This window comes from Mameliella sp. AT18 (assembly GCF_028807275.1).
GTDB lineage: Bacteria > Pseudomonadota > Alphaproteobacteria > Rhodobacterales > Rhodobacteraceae > Antarctobacter > Antarctobacter albus.
Map to the genome: position 1 here is coordinate 1 of NZ_JARAMO010000304.1, position 18,143 is coordinate 18,143.

The following is an 18,143-nucleotide window of genomic DNA, read 5'->3' on the forward strand; positions in this document are numbered from 1 at the left end:
GCGCTGTCCGGCGGGCAGCGCCAGCGGGTCGCCATCGCCCGCGCCCTGGCGCAGGAACCAGAGGTCTTTTTGCTGGACGAACCCATGTCCGCGCTCGACGCCAAGCTGCGTGAGGAAATGCAGGTGGAACTGCGCCTGCTGCAACAACGCCTTGGTATCACAACCGTCGTCGTCACCCATGATCAGCGCGAGGCGATGACGATGGCCGACAGCATCGTCGTCATGTCGAACGGACGTGTCGAACAGGTGGGCAGCCCGCAGGACATCTATCATCACCCCGACAATGCCTTTGTCGCGGATTTCATCGGCAAGGCGAATTTCTTTGACGGTGTGACCGAACCCGGCGGCATCCGCGTCGGTCCCATGCATCTCTCCGCCAAGCCGAATTTCGTCCGCGGCTCTCCGGTGCGGGTGGCGATCCGGCCCGAACGCGCCTGCCTCGACGACGAGCCGGGGGAAAACCGGCTCTCCGCGAAGGTGACTTTCGTGCGCGATCTCGGCCCGGTCCGCGAATATCACCTGGATACACCCTTGGGGGCGATGGTGGTCGAAAACGCCCCGCGCGAAGTCCGGAAATCGCTGGTCATCGGGGACCGGACAGAGGTCCGTCTGCCGCCCGAGGCGCTGCACGTCTTTCCCGATCCGCAGGCCGCGGTGGCCGCCGAATGACGGCGGTGGAGCGGATCGAGGCCGGGACGCCAGACCGCCCCGCGCGGGCGCGTCTGACGCCCCGCCGCATCCTGCCCTGGCTGCTGAGCGTCGTGATCGGGGTGCTTTGCGTCGTGCCCTTCCTGCTGGTCATCGCCATCAGTTTCGGTCGCAAGATCGAGGGCGCCGCCTGGCAGTGGGACTTCACCTTGGCGAATTATCAGCGGTTTTTCGTCGGCGCGCTCTGGCCGGACGAGGTGACGTTTCTCTACCTGCAACAGCTTGTGTTCAGCTTCTGGTACGCGGTGGTCGCCTCTTTGCTGGCGGTACTGACGGCGCTGCCCTTTACGCTGCTTCTGACGCGGCTGTCGCGCAGGGCGCAGGCGGCCTGGCTGGTTTTCATCCTGTCGTCGCTGTCGCTGTCCGAGGTCTTTATCGTCATGGGTTGGGACATCCTGCTGTCGAACAACTCGGGCCTCCCGGCGCTGTTCAAGTCCACCGGGCTGACGCAATGGCTCAAGGATGTTGGATGGTTCCAGACCCTGCGCGACTGGGGCCTGGCCAGCCCGCGCAACGTCAAGTTCAAGACCTCTCAATTCGCGACCATCCTGACGATGAGCTATCTCGTCTGGCCCTACGCGGTGATCCTGCTGTACCCGGCGCTCTCGCGCCTCGACCGGTCGCAAAGCGAGGCGGCACGGACGATGGGGGCCGGGGGCTGGACCGTGGCGCGCACGGTGATCCTGCCCGCCATTCGCTTGCCCCTGTTCGGATCGACCCTGCTGCTGTTTGTCTTCCTGCTGGGCACCTATGTCGCCGTGACGGTCTTTGCCGCGCCCGCGCAACACACGACGGCGGTGGCGATTTACAGCAACATCCGGGGCGCCAACCTGAACGCGCCCTTCGGTGCGACGCAGGCGGTGATCTTGCTGCTCGCGGCGGGGCTCTGCCTGACCCTTGGGCACCGGTTGAACAAATGGGCGGAGGCGCGGTGATGCGGGTTCTCGGTCCCCTCTACATGGCGTTCTGCGTGGTCCTTCTGGCGCTGCCCATCGCCGTGGTCTGCGGCGCGGCCCTGAACGGCGGGCGCAGCATGTTCTTTCCCCCGCGCGACCCGACGCTGGCGCGCTTTGGCGAGTTTTTCGTCTCCGAGCCTGTCTGGACGCAGGCATTGGTGAATTCGGTGATCGTCGCCGTCGGCGCGGCGTTTCTGGCGGTGCTTCTGGCCTGGCCGGTGGCCTGCCTGTTGTGGTCGACCGGATCGAAATTGTCGCGCACACTGGCGGCGCTGGGGTCCATGCCCTTTGCGGTGCCGCCCATCGTCTTTGGGGTGGGGCTGGGGTTCTTCTGGGGCTTTCTGGGCGGGCTGGGCGCGATCTGGGCCGGCATCGTCAGCCACGCGGTCCTGCTGATGGCGCTGCCGCTGGTCACGATCTCGATCGGGCTGCAAGGCATAGACCGGTCGCATCTCGACGCCGCCGCCACGATGGGGGCCACCGAGGCCGTGACCTTCCGCACCGTGATCCTGCCGCAGACGATCCCCTATACGATCTCGGGCTTTTTCTTCGTGCTCGTGTTGTCCTTCAACGAGTTCATCGTGATGTTCTTCGTCTCGGCCTCGGGCTTTGCCACCGTGACGCTGCAGATCTTCAACTCGCTGAGGAACGGATACACGCCGACGATGGCCGTGGCCGCGATCACCTTCATCGGTGTTTCTGTCCTTGTCTTTTCCGCCGTCGCCCGCTGGGGCGACCTGCCGCGCCTGATGGGCGCGGATCAATCCCGCAACTGAAGGAGAGCGTCATGGCCCGTCAGCCCACCATCGTCGGAAACCCGGTTCTTCTGGTCATCGACATCCAGAAGAGCGCCTTCATGGACGGAGATCCCGGTATCCCGATCATGCCGGGCTATTCCGACAACATGCGACGTGCCCGCAGCGTCGTGGACGCAGCCCATGACGCGGGCATCCCGGTTGTCTTCGTGCAGGAAATCCACCGCCGCGACATGGTGGATTACGGTCGCGAACTGGACGGGTCCGAGGGCATCCACTGCATGGAGGGGGAACCGGGCACGCCGGTCGCCTTCGAAGAGATGGGCCGCCTGCCGGGCGACTATTACGTCCCCAAGCGGCGGTATTCCTGTTTCTACGGCACGGAAATGGAAATCCTGCTGAAGGCCCTGAAGGCCCTGAAGGCGCAGACGCTGATCCTTGTCGGCGGCATGACGGATGTCTGTGTCCACTACAGTTTCGTCGACGGGCACCAGGGGGATTACCATTGCCGCGTGGTTTCGGATTGCGTGGGCGGCACCTCGTCCGAGGCGCACCAGGCCGCGTTGACCGCGATGGAATACCTGCAGGAAGGCGCGGTCCTGAGCGCCGAGGACATCATCACGGCGATGAGTGAACAGAGGATGGCAGCGGAATGATCACGACTGAGACCCTCCAGGGCCATTGGCACAGGGCCTGGCTCAAGTCGCAGGCCTTTTGCGACACGGAAACAACGGTGCACTGGATGCAGTGCGGACCGCTTTATGTCGATGTCCGCATCCCGCCGAACCGGCCCGACACCCGCGGCGCCACGGCGCTGGCGGACCTTCCGGACGCAGCGCTGCTGTCGCTCTTGCGGGCCGAGGGGTTCGCGGGCGTGGTCGAGCTGAACGCGGATGTCTGCACCTGGCAGCGGCTGATCAACTGGCATGGCCGCCCCGAGCAGGAAGACAGCGGCCAGCTGGAATTCCGCGGCTCGGATCAACTGATGGAAACCGGGGTGCTGGGCGATTACGCGGAACTCTGGAACCGGCGCAGCGACCATCCCGCCAGCGCGGTGCACATGAAGGCGGGCACGGCGGACGCCTACCTGGTCACCGTCGGAACGCGGTTCGTCTTTGGTGTCGGGCTGCCGGAGGCGGAAAACTCGCGCAACATGATCGCCGCGCTGGAGGCGGGACAGCGGACCTGGGCCATGCAGCAGCAATTCGGGCAGGGATTTGCCTTTGGTTGCTGGGACGGGGCGCACGGGATCGCGGAGCTGTCCACAAATCCCCTGACCGAGGGGCTGCCCGTGCTGAGCTGCACCGGAGATGGAGAATTGATCTGGCACGCGGTGGATTTCTTCGGCCAGTCGCGGGACGTGTCGCTGACGCGCCCGATGGAGGTGCTCAACGACGTGGCCTGAGGGGGCGGTTCAGGCGTCCCAGAGCGCGAGGTAGTGATCGACGATCCGGTGACAGCGGTCGCGCCCGAAGGCCGGGTCGTGACCGCCCAGGACCCGGTTGACTGGCAGCGCGCGGATGCGGCGCAGGGTTTCGGCATAGGCGGCAATGTCCATGCCCGGCCCCTCGTAGATCAGCGGTCCGTCGTAGATCGCGTCGGCCCCGAAGAGTGTGCCGCTCTCTCCATTCCAAAGGCCGATCTGGCCGGGTGAGTGCCCGGGCAGGTGCAGTACCTCGCCCTGCCAGTCACCTAGGTCCACCACAGCGCCGTCCTCGACCGTTTCGGTCGCCGGTGCAGGTTGCAGCCTATAGGCGGTCAGGTCGTAGTCCGCATGCGGCAGCGCATCCACAAGGTGCGGCCAGAGTGGCGGATACCCGGCATCGGCAAAGAGCTTGGCGAGCCGGTCCGGAATGCCGGAGGTGTCGAGGCTGTAGGCTTCGGGCGCGGCCAGTTCGTCGGCCTCCAGCGGGTGCACGAGCCGGGTCTCGAACTCATGCGCGGCGCCGATGTGATCGACATGTGTGTGCGTGGTGAACAGGATCAGGGGCCTTTCAGGATCGGGCCGCAATGCGTCGATCACGGGCCGCAGTGGCGCCACGCCCATGCCGCTGTCGACAACCATGTCAGCCTCTGACCCAAGCACGAGGAAAATGTTGGCGGAAAAGATCGGATGCACATGCGGTTCGCTCAGAACCCAGGTGCGATCGTCGATCTGCTTTGTGCCGTACCACGGCGAGGCAACGGGATAGCTCATGCCCGCAGCCTTGCCCGCGGGGACGCGTTGCGCAACAAGCCTGCCGATTTTTCGACCAGAGACCCGGAAAATCGCGTATACTTTCAGCTAATCCATTTTGAACCGCCCTGATTTGAAGCACCCGAGGTGACAGAAATTCCATGCGCAAGATGCTGATCCATGCAGGGCGTCTAGGGTTCCGCCTCACTCTCTCCCTTGAGGGTCTGGTCCAAGAGACGCCACCGGCCGGGCAAATTCCCGGCGGGACACGGCGGGGCAAAAACCCGGGAGAACACTGCGCATTGGGGGCTACCGTTCTCTCGAGTTCCGCCTCGGTCCCCCGATTTGCGAACCTTTTGGCGGAACGCTGCACGAGGGGATTACCCATGTTTGCAAGACGCCATTTCATGGCCGCCACCGCGGCGCTGGCCATGCTGGCCGGCGCACCCGCGCTGGCGCAGGAGAAAACCGATTTCCGCGTGGCCTGGTCGATCTACGTCGGCTGGATGCCCTGGGGCTACCTGGACGAGTCCGGGATCATGGACAAATGGGCCGAGAAATACGGCATCACCGTCGATATCGTGCAGATCAACGATTACGTCGAGTCCATCAACCAGTACACGGCGGGTGCCTTTGACGGCGTTTCGGCCACCAACATGGACACGCTGTCGATCCCGGCAGGCGGCGGCGTGGACACTACGGCGCTGATCGTCGGCGATTTCTCGAACGGCAATGACGCGGTGATCGTCAAGGACGGCGGCCTGGCCGACCTTGCTGGCAAGCCTGTCAACCTGGTGGAACTGTCGGTCTCGCATTACCTGCTGGCCCGCGCGCTGGACAGCGTCGACCTGGCAGAGCGTGACCTGGGCGGGGTCATCAACACCTCGGACGCGGACATGATCGCGGCCTTCACCACCTCGGACGTGCAGGCGGTGGTGACATGGAACCCGCTGGTTTCGACCATCCTGGAGGAACCGAACGCGACCAAGGTGTTCGACAGTTCCGACATCCCCGGCGAGATCATCGACCTGATGGTGGTCAACACGGACACGCTGGCGGCCAATCCCGATTTCGGCAAGGCGCTGGTGGGCGCCTGGTACGAGGTTCTGAGCCTGATGGCGGCGGGTGACGAAGAGGTGCTGACCGCGATGGCCGAGGCCTCGGGCACCGATCTTGCGGGCTACAAGGCGCAACTGGAGTCGACCGAGATGTTCTATGACCCGGCGGCGGCGGTCACCTTCACCAAGGGGGCCGAGTTGCCGACGACGATGGTCAACGTGGCAGAGTTCCTGTTCGACAAGGGCATCCTGGGCGAGGGCGCGCCAAGCCCGGATTTCGTCGGCGTGGAATACCCCGACGGCACGACCACCGGTGACCCGAACAACGTGAAGTTCCGTTTCGACACCACCTACATGCAGATGGCGGCGGACGGGGCTCTCTGAGCGACCCCCGGCCCGGTCAAGGCACCGGGCCGGGTCCATTCCACCCCGTCCCGGGCCTGACCCGGGACCTCTGCCTGTCGAGGATACCCCATGCGCTGGATCAATCGAAGACCGGGCCCGGTTCTGGCCACGGTGCTGGCCACCTTGCCGTTTCTCGCCGTGCTGGGCATCTACATGATCGGATCGGAAATGCGGCTTGCGGTGAACCCGTCGGACAAGCTCTTGCCCGCGCCCACCACGATCCTGTCGACGGCTGAACGCCTTTTGACCGAACCGGACCGGCGGTCGGGAGAGATCCTGTTCTGGCTGGACACCTGGGCAAGCCTCAGGCGGCTGTTCATCGGGGTGCTGATCGCGTCCTCGCTGGCGCTGGTCATGGGGATCCTGATCGGGATGCTGCCCTACATGCGCGCGCCCTTCGCGCCTTTCGTGGCGGTGTTCTCGATGGTGCCGCCGCTGGCGGTGCTGCCGATCCTCTTCATCATGTTGGGGCTGGGCGAGGTCTCCAAGGTGGCGCTGATCGTCATCGGCATCGCGCCTTTCCTGATCCGCGACATGAGCCAGCGGGTGATCGACCTGCCACGCGAACAGTTCATCAAGGCGCAGACGCTGGGGGCCTCCTCGATGGCGATCGGGCTGAACGTGATCCTGCCTCAGGTCCTGCCGCGCCTGATCGGGGCGGTGCGGCTGTCGCTGGGACCGGCCTGGCTGTTCCTGATCGCCGCCGAGGCCATCGCCGCCGACCAGGGGCTGGGCTACCGCATCTTCCTTGTCCGTCGCTACCTCGCGATGGACGTGATCCTGACCTACGTCGTCTGGATCACGCTCCTCGCCTACCTGCTGGATTTCGCGCTGCGCCAGATCTCGAAACGGGCCTTCCCCTGGGATGGAGAGTCGCTATGAGCTATGTCGAAGTCAAAGGCGTGGCCAAGGCCTATGGCAAGCGCACCATCATCGAGAACATCAACGTCTCGGTCGCCAAGGGTCAGTTCATTTCCATCGTCGGCGCCTCTGGCTGTGGCAAGTCCACCTTCCTGCGTCTGCTGCTGGCGCAGGAACTGCCCACGCATGGCGAGATCCACATCGACGGCGCACCGATGGCGCAGGAGCCGGGGCGCGACCACGGCATCGTCTTTCAGCGCTATTCGGTCTTTCCGCACATGACGGTGATCGACAACCTGGTGGCTGCCATTGCCTTCGACACGAATTTCTGGGGGCGGCTGTCGCGTGCGCGGCGCAACGAGGAACGCACCAAGGCGCGCAAGACGCTGGACCGGATCGGGCTTGGCCATGTGGCCGGTCAGTACCCGGCGGACCTGTCGGGGGGCATGTTGCAGCGGTTGGCCATTGCCCAGGCGCTGGCCAGCGACCCCAAGATCCTGCTGCTGGACGAACCCTTTGGTGCGCTGGACCCGGGGACAAAGATCGTCATGCACGATTTCCTGCAGGAGCTGCGGGATGAGACCGGCATGACCGTCTTCATGATCACCCATGACCTCGAAGAGGCATTCAAGTTGGGGGATCGCGTCTGGGCCTTCGACAAGCCGGTCTGGGACGAGGAGGACCCGGAAAAGAACGCCGCAACCATCACATATGACTTCGATGCCCGCGACGATGGCATCCCCTTCCAGACCCTGCGGGAGCGCACCAATGTGTTGCAGGCACGCTAGGGCCGGGGCAGGGCAGGTATTCCCCACTGGGCCGGAGGTGCAAAGGCGCCTATGACGGCCGCAAGGAGTATTCGCCATGTAATGGACAGCCACATACGAACCAACGCGATGCCGCCCGCCGGGGTGGTCATCGGTTCGATGTGGGCAGCGGCGCGGGGGCATCCCCCTTGTGCCCGGACAGGACATGGACAAATGGATATTCTGAAATACCCGCGGACGCGGCACCTTGAAGGCTCGCGCCTTCAGGTGGGCGATCTGGCGGATGACAAACCTCTCAAGGAACTGGCGGGCGAAAGCCTTGTCGTCGAAGAGAAACTCGATGGCGCGAATTGCGCCGTCTCCTTCGACGCCTCGGGCAACCTGCTGCTGCAAAGCCGTGGTCACTACCTGACCGGCGGCGGGCGGGAACGGCACTTCGGCCTCTTCAAGACATGGGCCAGCGTGCTGGCGCCGCGCCTGCACGCGCGTTTGGATTGCCGTTTCGTCATGTATGGCGAATGGATGTTGGCCAAGCACACGCAGTTCTACGACGCGCTGCCGCATTACTTCATGGAGTTCGACGTCTTCGACCGCGAGGCCGGGGTCTTTCTTCCCACCGAGGAACGGTGGAACCTGCTGAGCGGCCTGCCGATCATGCCGGTGCCGGTCTTGCACGTGGGCGAACTGCGCAGCGTCAAACAGGTCGAGAGCTTCATCAAGCCGTCCCTGTACCGCACGCCCGGTTGGGAAGAGGCGCTGGAACGCGCCGCCCTGGCCTCGGGCTCTCGGCTGGAGATGGTCGGGAAGCAGACCGAGAAGAGCGACCTGGCCGAAGGGCTTTATGTGAAGCTGGAGCGCGAGGGCGTGGTGGCCGAGCGGTACAAATACGTGCGTGCGGGCTTCAAGCAGGCGATCGAGGCATCCGAAGGCCATTGGCACGACCGGCCGATCCTTGAAAACGGGCTGGCAGAGGGGGTCGACATCTTTGCCGAGTGCCTTGGTCTGCCGGGCGCCTATGACGGGGAGGGGCTGTGATGGCACATCTTTCTTTCCCCGATCTCCTGGCGCTGGTGCCGCAGGCGCCCGATTGGCGGCTGGACTGGGGGGGCATTCAGGCCCTCTGGCCCGAATTGCAGGCGCTGGACGCCTGCCCGCAGGACCCGATCCATCATGGCGAGGGTGATGTGGGCATCCATACCTGCATGGTGCTGGAGGCGCTGATTGCCGATCCGGACTGGCGCGCCTTGCCAGGGGCAGAACGGGAGTTGCTGTTCTGGGCGGCGGTGCTGCACGACGTGGGCAAACCCGGCACGACAGTCACCGAGGATGGGCGCATCAAGGCCCCCGGCCATTCGCGCCGGGGCTCGCTGATGGCCCGCCGCCTGCTGCGCGAGGTCGAGGTGCCCTTTGCCTGGCGCGAGGCGCTCTGCGGGATCATCAGCTATCACCAGGTGCCCTTCTGGCTGATCGAACGGGACGACCCGGCGCGCGAGGCGATCAAGCTGTCCTGGCGCTGCCGGCCCGACCTTCTGTGCCTGCACGCCCGCGCCGATGCGCGAGGGCGCATCGCGCAGGACGTGCCGGGGATCGTCACCAACACCGATCTCGCGCGCGAAACCTTCGTCGAAGAGGGCTGTCTGACCGCGCCTTTCGGCTTTGCCAATGACGAAAGCCGCGTGGCCTTTTTCGAACGCGAGGACCGGGACCCGCATTTCGCGGCCTGGGAGGATCCCAGGTGCACCGTCACGCTGCTGTCGGGGCTGCCGGGATCGGGCAAGGACACCTGGATCGCGGCGCATATGCCTGATCACCCGGTCGTCAGCCTGGATGCGCTGCGCGACGAGATGGGCGTCAGCCCGACGGCGAACCAGGGCGCGGTGATCGATGCGGCGCGGGAACGGGCCAAGGTGCACCTGCGGGCGGGCCGGGATTTTGTCTGGAACGCGACCAACGTCAGCCGCCAGGTGCGGGCCAAGCCCCTGTCCCTGGCGCGGGCCTACGGTGCGCGGGTCGAGATCGTCTACCTGGAGGTGCCGCCCAAACGGCTGGGCCGGCAGAACCGTGACCGCGAGGCCGTGGTCCCACAGACCGTGCTGGACACCCTGGTCCGCAAGCTGGAGCCGCCCGAGGCCTGGGAGGCCCACAAGATTCACTATGTCCTGCCGGAGGCCGCCACGGCGGCCCCGGCCTGATACCCGATGAAAAAGGAGATCGAGCATGATGTTCCCACCCCGTGACCGCAGCCGGTCGCACCATCCCCGCGACATGCGCGGGGATGAACGCCGCGCCCACCACCCGGACCTGACCAGGCTGCAGGGCTGGAAGTCGATGAAGGCCGAGGCCGACCTGCCCGAGAACCGCTGGGACGAGGAACGCCGTTGGGCGCTGCGCATGGGCCTGACCGGGGCGGACAGCATCGAGGACAAGTCGATCCCGACCTTCGCGCGGGGCGAACTGCCGCATTACGCGGGGATCAACACCTTTCTCAAGGCGCCTTACGCCGAGGACGTGACCGAGGTTCAGCACTATGACGCCACGGTCTTGGGCATCCCGTTCGATGGTGGCACGACCTATCGCCCCGGCACGCGGTTCGGGCCGCAGGGTGTGCGCAAGATCAGCGCGCTTTACACGCCCTACAACTACGAGCTGGGCGTGGACCTGCGCGAGCAGATGACGCTCTGCGATGCGGGCGACGTGTTCACCATCCCTGCGAACCTGGAAAAATCGTTCGACCAGATCTCGCGCGCCGTCAGCCATGTCTTCTCGTCCGGCAGCTTCCCGGTGATGATCGGCGGCGATCACTCCATCGGCTTCCCCTGTGTGCGCGGCATCGCGGAATGCACCTCGAAGAAGATCGGCATCGTGCATTTCGACCGTCACGCCGACATCCAGGAAAAGGACCTGGACGAGCGAATGCACACCACGCCGTGGTTCCATTCGACCCTTCTGCCCAACGTGCCCGCCAAGAACCTGGTACAGGTGGGGATTGGAGGCTGGCAGGTGCCGCGCGAGGCAGTCAAGGTCGCGCGCGAGCGCGAGACCAACATCATCACCATGTCCGACATGGAGCGGATGGGCGTCGACAAGACCGCCGAGATGGCGCTGGAGATGGCATGGGACGGGGTCGACATGGTCTACATGTCCTTCGACATCGACTCGATCGACTGCGGGTTCGTTCCCGGAACCGGCTGGCCGGAACCGGGCGGCTTCCTGCCGCGCGAGGCGCTGGCTCTGGCCTCCAAGGTCGCGGCCGAGGGGCTTTGCGGGATGGAGCTGGTCGAGGTTTCGCCGCCCTATGACACCTCGGACATCACGGCGCTGATGGGGACGCGGGTGATCGTGGATGTGCTGGGCTCGATGGTGGCGGCGGGCAAGATGGGCGCGCACAAGAAGCACATCGACAAGCCGGTGACGATCCCGCACGGCGAATACGAGGGCAACCGCTGGAGCAACAAGCCCTGAGCCGGGCTGGAGGAACGCATGCCGCATGACATCGTGAACGGCCATATCGGCCACCATCATCATCACCACCCTCACGACCACAACCACCCGCATGACCACGACCACCTGCACAGCCACCTGCCGCCCGAGGATGAGGCGGCAGAGTTGCAGGTGCTGGCGACGCAATTCATCGACGGTTTCGTGCAAGCGGCGGACAAGACCGCCTATCTGCGGCTGGCGGGCGTGCCCTTCGAGCGACCCGGCGCGGGCGGCGGCACCGCGCTGAAACTGGTGGACGTGGAATTGAAGACCGAGTGGCAGGTCGGCACGGCCTCGCCATCCTTCGGATCGCGTGAGCTGAGCTACCTGCCTTTCCCGGGCGAGATGGTGCGCGAGCGGACGAATATGGCGCTGGTCTATGTCTCGATGACCGAAAAGTCTCTTTGGGACATCCGCCAGTTCCTGCGAGAACGCCTGGCCGGGCAAGGGGACTGACCCGGCCAGGATGCCGGCCCGGTTGCCCCCCGGGGGGGACCGGGCCGGTGTCATGTCACCTTTCCATCAGGCAAGGGCCTGCATCGTCGTGTTCACAGCAGCAGCGTGTCCGGCCCAAGGTCCTCGACGGTGCTGTCTTGCAGAACCACGGTGACGCCGGCGTCCTGGAACACCAGGTCGTCGCCTTGCTGGCGGAACTCTGCCAGCGCGTCCGCCGTGTCGGCATAGCCGAAGCCGCGCAGGTCCAGCGTGTCCCAGCTTTCGAAATCGGTGATCACATGGGTGCCATCCGAGGCGGGCGCAAAGACGAAGGTATCGGACAAGTCGCCCCCGGACAGGGTGGAATCCCCGGCACCCGGGTCCAGCACGTCATCCGGACCCAGCGCGCGGGTCCAGCGCGCCAGCTCTGCTTCCATCATCTGCTTGAATTCGGGACTTTCGGCAAAATGCGAGACCACGAATTCGCGGCTTTGCCCGTCCTCCAGGTAGCCCATCCAAACCGCCTTGCCGGTCGCATCCGAGGCGCGGTTCAGGACGTTCTGGTAGAGCATTTCGACAAAGGCCTCGTCGGTGAGGTTGCCGTAGGTGGCCTGGAATTCGGGACTTTGCACGAAACCCGCGATGACGTTGAAATAGTTGGCGCCATTGGCCAATTGCTCGGTCCAGTAGCCATAGCCGTTGGCATCCGGCGCACGCGCCAGCGTGGCCTGGTACAGGCGAAAGGCCATGCCGGCATAGGTGGTCGAGGCGCCGGTCACCTGGTCGCCATACAGTACGTCGTCCCCGGCCTGTCCCAGCAGCGTATCGGCGCCGGACTGGCCAAGAAGCGTATCGGCGCCGCCGCCGCCTTCGAGCAGGTCGTGGCCGCGCGCGCCATCCAGGTAGTTGGCAGCGCCATTTCCCGTGATGTGGTTGTTCCATCCATTGCCGATGCCGTCGATGGCGCCGGAACCGGTCAGGACCAGGTCCTCGACCTCGGGCGCATCGGCCCACATGCGGAAGGTGACGGAGGTATTGATCCGGTCGTGGCCCTCGCCGGGAAGTTCGATCACCACGTCGTCGGGGCTGTCGACGTAGTAGACGTCGTTGCCTGTGCCGCCGACCAGGGTGTCGTTGCCCTTGGTGTCCTGCAGCGTGTCGTCGCCCGCCATGCCGTAGATCACGTCATTGCCCCAGGCGCCGTTCAGTGCGTTGTCGCCGGAATTGCCGGTCAGCACGTTGTCCAGCCCGTTGCCCGTGCCGCTCAGGTCGGCGGTGCCCGTCAGCGTCAGGTTTTCCAGGGTGAGGCCAAAGGTGCGCAGCTCGAAGTCGACCGAGGACCGCACGAGGTCGATGCCGGCGTCCTCTTCCTCGATGATGATGTCGCCCGGATGATCGACCACGAAGACGTCGTTTCCGGCGGTGCCCACCAGCGTGTCGGCGCCCCCGGTGCCCGTGACCTGCATGTCCATCAGCGCGGCCACCAGGCTGTCGGCCAGCGCGACACTGGCGGGGTCGGAATAGTGCAGCCCGTCGGAAAAGATCTGCGCCGGGGCGATCCCTGCGGCGGCCATGACAGGGTCGGGCCGTACCGTGACGATCCCGGGATTGTCGGCGCCAAGGCGGATCAGCTCTGCCTGGATTGCGTCCCAGTGCAGGCGCTCGGACGCGGCGGGGGCATGGTCCGAGAGACCGGAGATCACGATGGGCGCGTTCTCGACCCCGGTGGGACGGTTGATCGCCGAGGCGACACCGGCGCGGAATTCGCCCATCAGGTCGTGAAAGTCCGGGGCGTAATCGGCGGGCGTGCCCGAGCGGTCGGTATCGCCTTCGCCCTGGACCCAGATCACCCCGGCGACATAGCCGTCCGGCGTGGCCAGCAGGGCGGCGATGGTTTCATCGACGATCACCGCGCGCATTTCGCCCGGGGTTTCCCAGTCGGTCTTGCCGTCCCGGGCGCTGGTCAGCGGTGCGCCCGAGGAATGTGCCCGAACCAGGACATAGTTCCCGGCCCCATAAGTTTCGTTCAGCGCGTCGATGATCTCGCCCGCGATGCGGCCTGCATTGCTTTGCCCAGCCAATACGACAATCGGTGTTCCCACGTGTCACCTCCAGTCGCCCCCACCGGGGAAACTGGCAATTGGCGATTAACGCAGCCTTTGAACCTTGGCTGTAAGTCTCAGGGATTTGAGGTGGTTTCGACGGGTGTCCGCAGGCGCCGGCGCAGCCCTGCCCAGAGCACGGCGCCAAGCGTCGCGTTGCCGTGCAGGATATCGTCGCTTTCCTGCCGTCCGCCTTCGGCCAGGCGGGGACCCGCTCGCATCAGATCGGCCCGTGTCAGGCAGTCGTGGCTGCGCGTGTGCGTGGATTGCAGAAGATAGCTTGCGACGTCTATCTTTTTGAAAACGTTATAGTATGCGGCGTGCAGATCCTCGGCGAGGGCGGCGCCGTCGCCGTTCCGGACGACGCGGCGAAAGACCGGGTATTTGCCTTCCATCTGCAACAGGGCGTCCGAGGGGAAAGGTTGTGGCACGAGCAGCACCGGACAGGGCGCGGATCGTGCCAGCGTGGCGCCCAGAGAGCTTTCCGTCAGGGCCACCAGGGCCGCGCGATAGGCCGAGCGGGTCATCAGCGGGCGCGGCGCGCCTGGACTGTCGGTCAACGCCCGGGCCAGCGCCCGTGCGCCCGATGGCCAGCCGGACACCGCATGGCCCTGCTGCAACCGCACGGCGGCAAAGGCCGATGGCACCAAACCCGCGATCACGATGGCGTCGAAGTCGCGCAGATCCAGCCTGTCGGACGTGCCCATCCCGTCCAGACGTTTGCACAGGTCCTCCGAGACCGCCCGCAGGATCCCATCCTCGACCGCGATGTCAGAAGCTGCGAGGCCGGGCTTGGCAACGATGGCCAACGCGTCGCCCGCCGGATCGGCGCGATGGGCCGCGATCAGCATGGCCGCATGGGAATCCCCGATCAGGCAAAACCTCATGCCCCGGCCTCCGGTGTGGCAAAAGCCTCCAGCAGGGCCTCTTCGCAGATATCGTTCTGGCGATCCTGCCGGGATGTGGCAGAGGGAAAGGCAAGATCGGGACGCGGGACGCCGCCCAGTTCCGGGTGGGCGCCGAAGAACACCGACATGACCGTGGCGACGCCTTCGGGTGTGACGGTGCGCAGGTTGTCGTTGTAGAAACGCGCGCCAAACGGCGTGCCGGTGATGATCTCGTAGGAGGGGACGTAGTCGATCCCCGCGTCCAGCGCGGCAAGGTCGCCGGCGACGGCGCGCAGGACCGATTTCGAATAGGTGGTTGCCGCAAGCACATGCGCACCGCTGGCGGTGGCGGTCAGCGGAACCGGAGAGACTGTGAGCAGGACCTTGATCCGGGGATTCCAGCGCCGCAGCCGGGCGATAGCGTCCGTCAGGTCCTCGTGAACCTCGGCAAAGCCCTGGTTGACGAAAACATGACGCTCCGGATCGAAACGCCCGCCCAGGACACCCGGAACACTGGGGTAGACCAGCCCGCTGTCGCGATCGGCCCAGCATTCGGTCAGACCCAGGGTAAAGACAAGGACGTCGGTGGTGGCGAACATCGCCCGCACGCGGCGCAGGTGATCCCGGCGGAAGGCGCAAAGCTCTTCCTCGCTGGTGAACCCGTCGGGTTCCACGTTGGGTCGCAACCCGTCGACCCAGACATCGCCCCGGCGCCAGAGCGCCTCTTCGTGCAGCTGCGCGTCCTCGGCATCCTCGAGCAACTGGCGAAGCTGCCGGGCCGTGTAGATATTGCCGTAGCGCGCCGAGAACAGGCCATAGCCATATCGGCGGGCGACCTCGGGCGGCATCAGGGCCGGGGCCGGTTCTGCCTCCACCAGCTCCAGCGTCGAGGCGCGGACATAGGTGGCGATGTTCTGCGCGAAACAACTGCCCGCCGTGGCGATGCGCATCCCGGGCCGCAGCGCGACCTTGGGCGTGTAGAGCGCGTCCAGGTGAAAATCTCCCGCAGCACGGCAGGGTTTCCAGAAGGCCTGAGGGGGCAGGGCGGAATAGGGCATGATCGCAGCTTAGGCTCAGTGCCGTGCCAAACTAAGGCATTTTCGCAGAAATGCTGTGGCGCAGCGCCGCTGGCAGTGCCCTGAGAGGCAAATACGCGATTTGTTTCGAATGATTCGGATTTCCATCACTATTGCCTGATGACCTCTCTGCCCAATCCCGCGCCGGTTGCAGGATTGATGCCTCTGCCGCGACAGTCCAGTGTGAATTGTGGCAGGAAGAGGGCGGCCGCCCGGCTGGAAAAGGTATTTCATTAACTGTTTTTTAATTGATGACAATCGCCGGTCGCGAATCGGGATGAGACGCCAAATATGGTGCCCGAAGTTCGTTTCTGTACCTTTTGTGGGCGCTACTTGTTTCGATTTCTGAATAAGTTGCCGGATCAATCCGTGTCGAATTCACGGCAAATCCGCTGCAAACTGTCCATTTCACGGCAGGACTGTGCCGGGATGCGCCATTTTCTCCTTCTCGGAACAGAGTGGGCAAAGTAATAATTTTGCAAGCCCAACTGGGGGGTGAAGTCTGCTGGCCACGGGGGCGGCCGCTGAACCGCTCGCATCCGAGATGCGAAGTGAAGCGAGGATGGAGAGCCATCCGTGCCGTCAAGGCATCCTTGTCCGCGTCACGACGTGGGCCGGGCGCGCGATCACTTCGCACAAGCACTGGCATGGCGAGCACGCGAATTTAAGGGCAGTGCCACAGGCATTGCCGGTGCAATGGCGCGGGGCGCGGTCCTCCGTCTGTTTTGGAAGAGGGTCGAGAGAATGGCTGATTTGGTATTGGAATGGGGTGCCCTTGGTCCCTTTGGCACCAACCTCCCGGACGCGGACGGAGGCGTTTCCGCCACGGTGGACGCGGGCGGGGTGGCCGTCGACATCTCGTTCGACGCTATCCAGGCCGGCGCATCGGCCTTTACCTTCGACGCCCCCGGCTACGTCGCCCCGGACGAGAGCTTCTCGAACCAGTCGTTCCTCAAGCTCTTTGGTGAAGGCGAAGCCGCTGGGACCGATACCTCGACCACGGTGCTGGACTTCCGCGCCACCAACACCGACCTCTACACCGATGCGGCGCAGAATGTTTCGTTCCGCATCAACGACATCGACATGGGCGCGGGTGGCGATCTCTACGAAAGCGGGTCGGGCTTCGAGGACATTCTCAGCGTCACCGCCTTTGCACCCGACGGCACCGAAGTGCCGGTGACCCTGACGTTGGGTTCGGCCGTGTCCAATACTGGCGGTCTGCTGAGTGGCCTTGCGGAAACCGGCTTTGAGGATCCCACGTCTTCGGTTCTGGTCGAGATCGACGGCCCGGTGGCCAGTATCCAGATCGAATATGCCAACGGGGCGGTCAGCCAGCAGGGCGTGACCGTTTCGGACATCGAGTTCTCGACCGTGGACGTGGTCGACGAGAACCAGGACCCCGACGCGGTCGACGACAGTGCCACCACGGTAGGCGGCACGCCGGTTGACGTGACCCCCCTGGCCAATGACACCGATCCGGACGGCGACACGCTGACCGTCACCGGCATCACCCCGGCGTCCAACGGGTCCGCCGTTCTGAACGGCGACGGCACCGTGACCTACACACCGGATACGGATTTCGTCGGCGACGACACGATTTCCTACACCATTTCCGACGGTAACGGCGGCAGCGACACCGCAACCATCACCTTTACCGTGGGTGATCCCAACCAGCCGCCGGTGGCCGTGGACGACAGCGCCACCACCACCGAGGGTGACGCTGTGGTGATCAACGTGCTGGCCAACGACAGCGATCCGGACGGCGATCCGCTGACCGTCGTGTTCAACACCGATCCGGCCAATGGCACCGTGGTCGACAACGGCGACGGCACCTTCACCTACACCCCCGATGACGGTTTCACCGGCACCGACACCTTTGAATACGACGTGTCCGATTCCTCGGGCGGGTCGGACACCGGTGTGGTATCGATCACAGTGGCGGACGATGGTGTGCCGCGTATCGACACCGACGTGTTCCCGGTTGCTCCCGGCGATCAGCCCCTGGACCCGCTGGATGGCCTGGACCAGGATCCCGATCCCTCTGACGACCTCGACAACATCGTGGGCGACGGTTCTGCCGAACTGATCCAGACTGGCGACGACGCCGACACGATCTCGGCGGGCGGTGGCGACGACACCGTGAATCCGGGCATCGACGACGACCTTGTCGATCTGGGGGGCGGCAACGACTCGCTCTTTGACGTGCAGGGTGCGGACACGATCTACGGCCGGGCCGGTGACGATACCATCATCGCGGGCACCGACACCTTCTCGGATTACGAGGGCGACGATCCCGCCTTCTTCCCGGGGACGCCGCTGAACGACCTAGGTTTCACCTCGGACCCGAACCAGGAAGACGGTCGCGACTATGTCGAAGGCAACCGGGGCAACGACTACATCGCCACTGGCGATGACCGCGACACGATCGACGGCGGCGGTGAGAACGACACGCTGGACGGCGGCATCGACGACGACCT

At 65.0% G+C, this 18,143-nt stretch carries 17 protein-coding genes and 1 riboswitch; of the genes, 13 read left to right on the forward strand and 4 right to left on the reverse strand.

Going from position 1 to position 18,143, the window contains the following annotated elements; translation table 11 throughout:
• From PVW46_RS24870 to PVW46_RS24890, 5 genes are all read left to right on the forward strand, one after another.
• On the forward strand, positions 1-669 hold a 669-nt coding region (locus PVW46_RS24870; protein ID WP_274578117.1), incomplete at its 5' end, for an ABC transporter ATP-binding protein.
• Positions 666-1,643 (forward strand): ABC transporter permease, encoded by a 978-nt coding sequence (locus tag PVW46_RS24875; RefSeq protein ID WP_069211415.1) that lies wholly within the window; start codon positions 666-668, stop codon positions 1,641-1,643. The genes PVW46_RS24870 and PVW46_RS24875, both read left to right, overlap by 4 nt.
• Positions 1,643-2,440, forward strand: a complete 798-nt coding sequence (locus tag PVW46_RS24880; RefSeq protein ID WP_274578119.1) for an ABC transporter permease — start codon at positions 1,643-1,645, stop codon at positions 2,438-2,440. The genes PVW46_RS24875 and PVW46_RS24880 overlap by 1 nt, the downstream gene beginning before the upstream one ends.
• 11 nt (positions 2,441-2,451) lie before the next feature.
• On the forward strand, positions 2,452-3,075 hold the full coding sequence (locus PVW46_RS24885) for a cysteine hydrolase family protein (protein WP_069211414.1): 624 nt from the start codon (positions 2,452-2,454) through the stop codon (positions 3,073-3,075).
• Entirely contained in the window at positions 3,072-3,824 is a 753-nt protein-coding gene (locus PVW46_RS24890) for a hypothetical protein (protein ID WP_069211413.1), read from the forward strand. Before PVW46_RS24885 ends, PVW46_RS24890 begins: the two co-directional genes overlap by 4 nt.
• A 9-nt stretch (positions 3,825-3,833) precedes the next feature.
• On the opposite strand, the gene PVW46_RS24895 is transcribed toward PVW46_RS24890, so the two are convergent.
• Positions 3,834-4,616, reverse strand: a complete 783-nt coding sequence (locus PVW46_RS24895) for an MBL fold metallo-hydrolase (protein WP_069211412.1) — start codon at positions 4,614-4,616, stop codon at positions 3,834-3,836.
• A 159-nt stretch (positions 4,617-4,775) separates the two neighbouring features.
• Positions 4,776-4,888, forward strand: a riboswitch (guanidine-I (ykkC/yxkD leader).
• Between the two features lie 93 nt (positions 4,889-4,981).
• On the opposite strand from PVW46_RS24895, the gene PVW46_RS24900 reads away from it, so the two are divergent.
• The 7 genes from PVW46_RS24900 to PVW46_RS24930 all read left to right on the forward strand — a co-directional run bounded on the left by PVW46_RS24900 (position 4,982) and on the right by PVW46_RS24930 (position 11,622).
• Positions 4,982-6,037, forward strand: a complete 1,056-nt coding sequence (locus tag PVW46_RS24900) for a putative urea ABC transporter substrate-binding protein (RefSeq protein ID WP_043139375.1) — start codon at positions 4,982-4,984, stop codon at positions 6,035-6,037.
• Positions 6,038-6,127: 90 nt separating this feature from the next.
• Positions 6,128-6,940 carry an ABC transporter permease gene (locus PVW46_RS24905; RefSeq protein ID WP_069211411.1) on the forward strand — a complete coding sequence of 271 codons (813 nt, stop codon included), beginning with the start codon at positions 6,128-6,130 and terminating at the stop codon, positions 6,938-6,940.
• Positions 6,937-7,707, forward strand: a complete 771-nt coding sequence (locus PVW46_RS24910; RefSeq protein WP_069211410.1) for an ATP-binding cassette domain-containing protein — start codon at positions 6,937-6,939, stop codon at positions 7,705-7,707. Before PVW46_RS24905 ends, PVW46_RS24910 begins: the two co-directional genes overlap by 4 nt.
• Positions 7,708-7,899: 192 nt before the next feature.
• Positions 7,900-8,721 (forward strand): RNA ligase family protein, encoded by an 822-nt coding sequence (locus PVW46_RS24915; RefSeq protein WP_069211409.1) that lies wholly within the window; start codon positions 7,900-7,902, stop codon positions 8,719-8,721.
• On the forward strand, positions 8,721-9,878 hold the full coding sequence (locus PVW46_RS24920; RefSeq protein ID WP_069211408.1) for an AAA family ATPase: 1,158 nt from the start codon (positions 8,721-8,723) through the stop codon (positions 9,876-9,878). Before PVW46_RS24915 ends, PVW46_RS24920 begins: the two co-directional genes overlap by 1 nt.
• A gap of 25 nt (positions 9,879-9,903) precedes the next feature.
• Positions 9,904-11,148, forward strand: a complete 1,245-nt coding sequence (locus PVW46_RS24925; protein ID WP_069211407.1) for an agmatinase family protein — start codon at positions 9,904-9,906, stop codon at positions 11,146-11,148.
• 18 nt (positions 11,149-11,166) lie between these two features.
• Positions 11,167-11,622 (forward strand): hypothetical protein, encoded by a 456-nt coding sequence (locus PVW46_RS24930; protein ID WP_043139362.1) that lies wholly within the window; start codon positions 11,167-11,169, stop codon positions 11,620-11,622.
• A gap of 92 nt (positions 11,623-11,714) precedes the next feature.
• Here PVW46_RS24930 and PVW46_RS24935 read toward each other — a convergent pair whose 3' ends face one another.
• The 3 genes from PVW46_RS24935 to PVW46_RS24945 form a co-directional block, all read right to left on the reverse strand.
• Positions 11,715-13,703, reverse strand: a complete 1,989-nt coding sequence (locus PVW46_RS24935; protein WP_139132431.1) for a DUF4214 domain-containing protein — start codon at positions 13,701-13,703, stop codon at positions 11,715-11,717.
• 77 nt (positions 13,704-13,780) lie between these two features.
• Positions 13,781-14,590 (reverse strand): hypothetical protein, encoded by an 810-nt coding sequence (locus PVW46_RS24940; RefSeq protein ID WP_069211405.1) that lies wholly within the window; start codon positions 14,588-14,590, stop codon positions 13,781-13,783.
• The gene (locus tag PVW46_RS24945; RefSeq protein WP_069211404.1) at positions 14,587-15,648 is read right to left on the reverse strand and encodes a GSCFA domain-containing protein; all 1,062 of its coding nucleotides are present in this window, start codon (positions 15,646-15,648) and stop codon (positions 14,587-14,589) included. The genes PVW46_RS24940 and PVW46_RS24945 overlap by 4 nt, the downstream gene beginning before the upstream one ends.
• A 762-nt stretch (positions 15,649-16,410) precedes the next feature.
• Here PVW46_RS24945 and PVW46_RS24950 point away from each other — a divergent pair.
• A partial coding sequence (locus PVW46_RS24950; protein ID WP_274578123.1) for an Ig-like domain-containing protein occupies positions 16,411-18,143 on the forward strand: 1,733 nt, incomplete at its 3' end.